6 protein-coding genes are annotated in these 5,236 nt (G+C 72.2%); all 6 read right to left on the reverse strand.

Annotated features, from left to right (window positions below):
* Nucleotides 1–634 (reverse strand): bifunctional DNA primase/polymerase (locus G6R24_RS17900; protein WP_476727360.1); only part of this gene is annotated, 634 nt, incomplete at its 3' end.
* A gap of 712 nt (nucleotides 635–1,346) precedes the next feature.
* Nucleotides 1,347–1,787: a hypothetical protein gene (locus G6R24_RS17905; RefSeq protein ID WP_163550362.1), complete on the reverse strand. Its 441-nt coding sequence runs from the start codon at nucleotides 1,785–1,787 to the stop codon at nucleotides 1,347–1,349.
* Nucleotides 1,788–1,850: 63 nt separating this feature from the next.
* Nucleotides 1,851–2,228 (reverse strand): hypothetical protein, encoded by a 378-nt coding sequence (locus tag G6R24_RS17910; RefSeq protein ID WP_163550363.1) that lies wholly within the window; start codon nucleotides 2,226–2,228, stop codon nucleotides 1,851–1,853.
* 235 nt (nucleotides 2,229–2,463) lie between these two features.
* Nucleotides 2,464–4,647: a cell division protein FtsK gene (locus G6R24_RS17915; protein ID WP_163550364.1), complete on the reverse strand. Its 2,184-nt coding sequence runs from the start codon at nucleotides 4,645–4,647 to the stop codon at nucleotides 2,464–2,466.
* Nucleotides 4,644–4,892: a hypothetical protein gene (locus tag G6R24_RS17920; RefSeq protein ID WP_136449247.1), complete on the reverse strand. Its 249-nt coding sequence runs from the start codon at nucleotides 4,890–4,892 to the stop codon at nucleotides 4,644–4,646. Before G6R24_RS17920 ends, G6R24_RS17915 begins: the two co-directional genes overlap by 4 nt.
* On the reverse strand, nucleotides 4,889–5,236 hold a 348-nt coding region (locus G6R24_RS17925; RefSeq protein WP_225438681.1), incomplete at its 5' end, for a hypothetical protein. The genes G6R24_RS17925 and G6R24_RS17920, both read right to left, overlap by 4 nt.

Genomic DNA, 5,236 nt, shown 5'->3' on the forward strand with positions numbered 1-5,236 from the left:
TCGCTCCGCGGATGTCCCGGGGGGTCTGCTGGTTGCGTGCACCGACGGCGGTGAGGGCGTCGACGGCGTCGAGGGTGTTCAGCGCGTCGGCGGCGACCATGCGGGCCAGGCCGCGGGCGGCGCCGTAGAGGGTGACGCGCCGTCGCCCCTGCGGGGCCCGGTCGACAGCGGCCAGCGTTGCCGCGAGCAGCGCGTCGGGCTTCGAGATGGCCCCGCCCCCCACGAGGCCGGTCGGACTGGTCTTGGCGGTGCCGGTGGCCGCTGGGACCGGCGCTCCCGAGCGGGTCTGGCAGGCGTCGAGGAGACGGGGGGCCATCTCCTCGACGGGCCGGGGCTGGGAGGTCCACCGGTAGCCGCGGGCGGCCCCGGCGGGCGTGGACGGTGGAGCGACGACGAGTCCGCCGTCGGTCTTGATGTCGACGCCGATCCGACCGGGGAGCTTGCCGGGCAGCGACCGGCCGGGGTGGGCGTAGTAGAGGTGCCAGCCCCCGCCGGGGGTGGCCACGGTCGCGGTCGGGTTCATCAGCGTCCGGTCAAGCCGGCCGCCGTTACGCGGATCGATATCGATGATCGCCAGGCCGGACACGGCGCCGGTACGGATCGCGAGCAGACCCTCGGGGACGGCGGTGAGCATCGCGGCGATCCGCTCGGGGTCGACGGTGGCGGCGTAGAAGCCGTGGCAGGTCAGACACGGGCAGGCTTCCCGGTCGTGGTCGGGCCCGGCGCCGGCGCACGGCCGCAGTTGGCGACGGGCCGCTTGGTGCGACCGAGGACGAATACCTGCCAGCCGCGGGCGGCGTAGTGCAACGCGGCGGCACGCCGATCCGGCCACCTGCGCCCCGGCTGGGCGGCGGCCCGTGCGGGTGGGTGAGGAACGCCAGCGGTCATGGTCGGTCCTTTCAGCGGAGCGGTCGTCACGTGACGACCGGCGGGTGAAAGGGGGTTGGCGCGGATGGCTTGATGTGGGCGGGAACCGTCACGAGCTCTCCCCGCTAGCGGTGCCAGACCAGGACAAAGACATGTCGGATGGCTGGCACCTGGTTGCCCAGTGCCCCTGACCAGGCTGTTTGCCCCGGCCACCGCAAGCAGGCCGAGGAGCGGCGCGGGGAGTAGGGCGAGGAGTTGCCCGGGAGGTTGCCCAGGGAGTTCGCCCACGTCAGCGGTCGATGCGACGTGCCCTTCTCGGTGGACCTCTGGGGTGTGGCGGGCATGGGTGTTCTCCCGGGGTGGTCGCGGTTCGGTCGTGGTGACGGCTCGTCAGGGGAAGGCTCAGCCGGGAGCGGAGACGTGACAGCGGCGGGCATCGCTGTGGCGGATCTGGCCGTGGCGTCTCGTTCGAGGCGGGGTTAGACGGGTGCGGTGACGGCTGTGACGGGAATGTCGCGGCTGGTGGGGTGGGCAACCCAGGTCCAGGCCTCGTCACTGTCGAGACCGTGGTGCAGGAACAAGCGGATATGGCCGTGACGGACGTGGGGGTGCGCCCAGGACCGGGTCTCGTCGATCAGGTCGTTTGTGTGCGCGTCGAGGTAGGTGCGGGCGGCGGCGAGGGCAGTGGGCCGGTCGTGGTGGCCGGCGAGCAGGAGTTCGGTGAAGGTGAGTTCGTCGTCGGCCCAGTCCTCGCAGATCTCGATGTCCGTGCCGTCGACGGTGACGGTGGTCATGGCGGGAAAGACCTGCTCGATCTGGTCGGCGGTGTCCAGGGAGGTCCGCTCCCAGTCGACGGGCGCGGGGATGCCGGTGCGCGGGTGGCCGGAGGGGTCTTTGGGCGTCGGGGCGGTGTGGGTCATGGCCGGTCCTTTCGCTGGGGTGTGGGCGTGGCCGGTCATCACGTGACGACCGGCGGGTGGGTGTCAGGTGGCTGGTGGGGTGCAGCCGCCGGTGCAGACGGCGGCGCGGCTGGTGACGGTGAGCGGTCCGCGGGTGCCGCACCGGTCGCAGGGCGGCATCAGCGGCGCCCGGGCGGTCGACTTCTTCTTCGCAGCGGTCTTCTTCCGGCGCGGGCCTCGGGTGGCGGTCGTCTCGGTGGCGAACCGGTGCGGCCGGCTGGTGGTCTGGCGTCCGTCGACGTCGCGGCGGCGGCCGATCAGCCCGTCGAAGGCCCGTTGGGCCGCGCCGGCGGCCTGGTCGCCGATGCCACCGGCGGCGGCGTTGCAGGCCGGGCAGGGTCCGCGGTCACGTCCACGGCCGACGTACCGGGTTTCGCGGCAGCGGGTGCAGGTGTCTGCCATCAGCCATCCCCTTCCAAGATCTGTGACTCTGCGTGACTGGTGGTGGGCGTGTTGAACGAGGCTCGCGGGCGGTTAGATCGCCGCGGGCGAGTTAGATCTCTAACCCGGTGGGCTCAGGGGGCCGGTGGGCCTGCTGGGCTGGGGGAAGCGAGGCGAGTGAGCCCAGGTGGGGCAGTGGGATCGGAGGGCCGTAGGGGCCTGTCAGGCGCGGTTCAGGGGCTGGTGGGGGGCTCACTCACTCGTCGAGGTCGACGGTGGACCGGCGGGCAATCTCTTCACGGACAGTGACCGGGTCGAGGGGCCAGCGGTTGCCGGTGGAGGGGACCTTGATGCCTTCGGCGGCGAGGAGCTTGACGAGTCCGGTGCCGGTCAGGCCCTTGTAGGCGGGCCAGGTAGGGGCGAGGTTGAGCAGCAGCGGCGGGACCTTCGCGGCGGGGATGAGGTCGGTGCCGAGGACCTCGTCGAGGTCCTCGAGTAGGTCGCGGGTCGTGGGGGTGGTGGTGTCGCGGCGGGGGGTGGTGGTGCCGGGGACGGGCAGGCCCTTACGGCGCAGGGCGTCGAGGGACCGGGTGATGATCGGGGTGACCTGGTCGTTGCCGCGGGAGGCGGACAGGAAGTAGGCCTGGGCGACGACGGAGCGGTCCTGGGTGAGGCCGCGCACGACGGCGTTGCCTTTGTCGACGCCGGGGATGAGGTCGGTGGCGCGGTGGCCGGCGGCGTAGGCGCCTTGGCCGAGAACGGCGTCGTTCTCCTGCCAGCGGGCGACGGCGAAGCAGATGCCGTTGGCGCAGTTCATCGTCACGGCCGGGGGGACGCTGTTGCCGGTGGTCGCCTGCGTGCTGAGGATCAGGTGGATGAGGCGTTTGCGGCCCAGGCGCACGACCGTCTCGCAGGCGATGATGATCCGTTCGCCGTAGACGGGGTGCGCGAACGCGATGTGGGCCTCTTCGAGCAGGGCGCCGATGGGGTGCAGGCCGACCCCGGCGGAGGCGAGTTTGCGGGTGACTTCGGTCTCGCCGTGTTCGATCAGCTTCTCGCCGCGGGTCTGGATCTCGTCGACGAGTTCTTCCATGTCCAGGCAGATCTGTTCGATCTTCTCGTTTTCGGCGCCCATGACGTAACGGGAGCAGCGTGGGGCGAACGCCTCGAAGTCGTAGTTGGAGTCGGGGACCCAGATCCGTAGTTCGGCGGTCGGGTCGAGGGCAACCCCGGTCATGACGGTGCGGGCGACGCTGGACTTGCCCTGGTCGGGCATGCCCGCGGTGATGCTGTTCCGTCCGCGGATCTGCATGGTGAGGGGTTCGCCGCGCAGGCTCTTGCCGAACGGCACGCCCTTGAACACATCGACCTTGCCGTCGGTGAGCAGCGGGTAGGGGCCGGCGCCTTCCTGGAGTGCGCCGGGGTCGGCGATCCAGATGTCGAGCAGGCCCGCGTCGTCGCCGGTGCGTAGCCAGACCTCGTTGACCCGCCGGTGCAGGCTCGCCGCGATCGACTCCCGGCGGGTCTGGGCGGTGATGTGGCTGGCGGGTAGGCCGGCGGGCAGGCGCACGACGGCGTGGGTGCCCCGGCCAACCTGGCGGGCGGACACCAGGTACTGCATCGGGGCGATCTTCAGATAGTCGGTGATCTGCCTAATGCGTAGCGCGGCAAGCGCCTGGGTGAGGGTGCGTTCGTCCACGACGATGTCCACGTTGTCGTCGGTGGACGTGGCGACCCAGCCGGGGGCGGTGCCGTCGGCGCGGCCGGTGCGCCACGCCGCGACCAGCCATGCGGGCACGAGACCGGCAGCGGCCAACGGGACGAGGATGGTGGCCCAGGTGACCAGGGTGCCCAGCAGCCAGCCCAAAAAGTGCCAGTAGTCGCCCCAGCCGATCCCCAGCGGGGTGACCACCCCGACGAGGATGCCGAGGGCGACCAGGCCGGCGGCGATGACGAGCACGCCGGAGGCGGCGGTGATCACGGTGGCCTTGAGGACCTCGGGTAGGTTCGCGAGCCGGGCGCGGCGGGCGTTCTTCGCGGCCTGCAACTGGTCCAGCCAGACCTTGAGTTCGCCGGCGTCGCCGCGGGCCCGGGTGGCGCGGATCTGCTCGCGGATCGCCGCATGGGTGGCCGCATCCACCGCCCGGCGGGCCCACAGGACATGGCCGTAGCCGACGTGCACGGCGGCGCGGGCCGCCGGGCGGGTGACCCCGCGGACCGTGTCGGCGCGGACCAGCGGGCCCGGCCGCCGCCGTTTCAACGCCCCGCCCGCCGTGCGCGGGCCGTCGTCGACCAGGCCGACCGGTGCGACACCAGCAGCGTCGATGACCTCGCCGTCGATGACCCGGTCGTCGTCGATCGCGGGTAGCCACGGACCGGGCAGGACCGTCGCGTCCGGGCCGTCGGTCTCCTCAGACGGGCTGGCGGGTTGTTCGCTCATCGGGCACCTCCCCGGAACGCGGCGGACAGATCGGTCAGGTCGGGGATCAGGACGGTCGACGCACCCAACGGCGAGATCCCGGCGGCGATACCGACCGCGACATCGACGCGTTCGGCGAGGGTGACGATCAGGGCGACGACCAGGCCGGCGGCGCGCAGCCCCAGAACAGCCAGCGCGAGCAGGACGACCGGGACGGTCGCCCACCACGGCAGCCGGCGCAGATCGGCCTGCACGCCGCCGGTCATGCCGACACCTCCCGGTCACCGTCGTGGACCAGCGACAGCGGTGCCTGTCGGCGTGCCGCATGTTCGGTCAGCAGCCGCTTGGCGCGGACCTGTCCGACGCACAGGTGGGTCGCGGCGGCGCGGATCGACAGGCCGCCGGCCGCCTCACCAAGCGCGTCAAGCGCATCAAGCAGGTCGCTGTCAGACCGGGTCGGGGCGGTCGTGTCACGGGCGGCGGGAGGGACGGTGACACCGCGGTTGGGGCGTGCCCCGGGGCGCCCCGGGGATAGCTGTTTCGGCTGGTCCGGGGCTGTTCTCTCTGCTGCACGGTCGGGTGCGTCCAGGGCGGCGACAAGGGTCTTCTC

The sequence above is a fragment of the Candidatus Frankia nodulisporulans genome (assembly GCF_902806475.1).
In the GTDB taxonomy this organism is placed as follows: Bacteria; Actinomycetota; Actinomycetes; order Frankiales; family Frankiaceae; genus Frankia; species Frankia umida.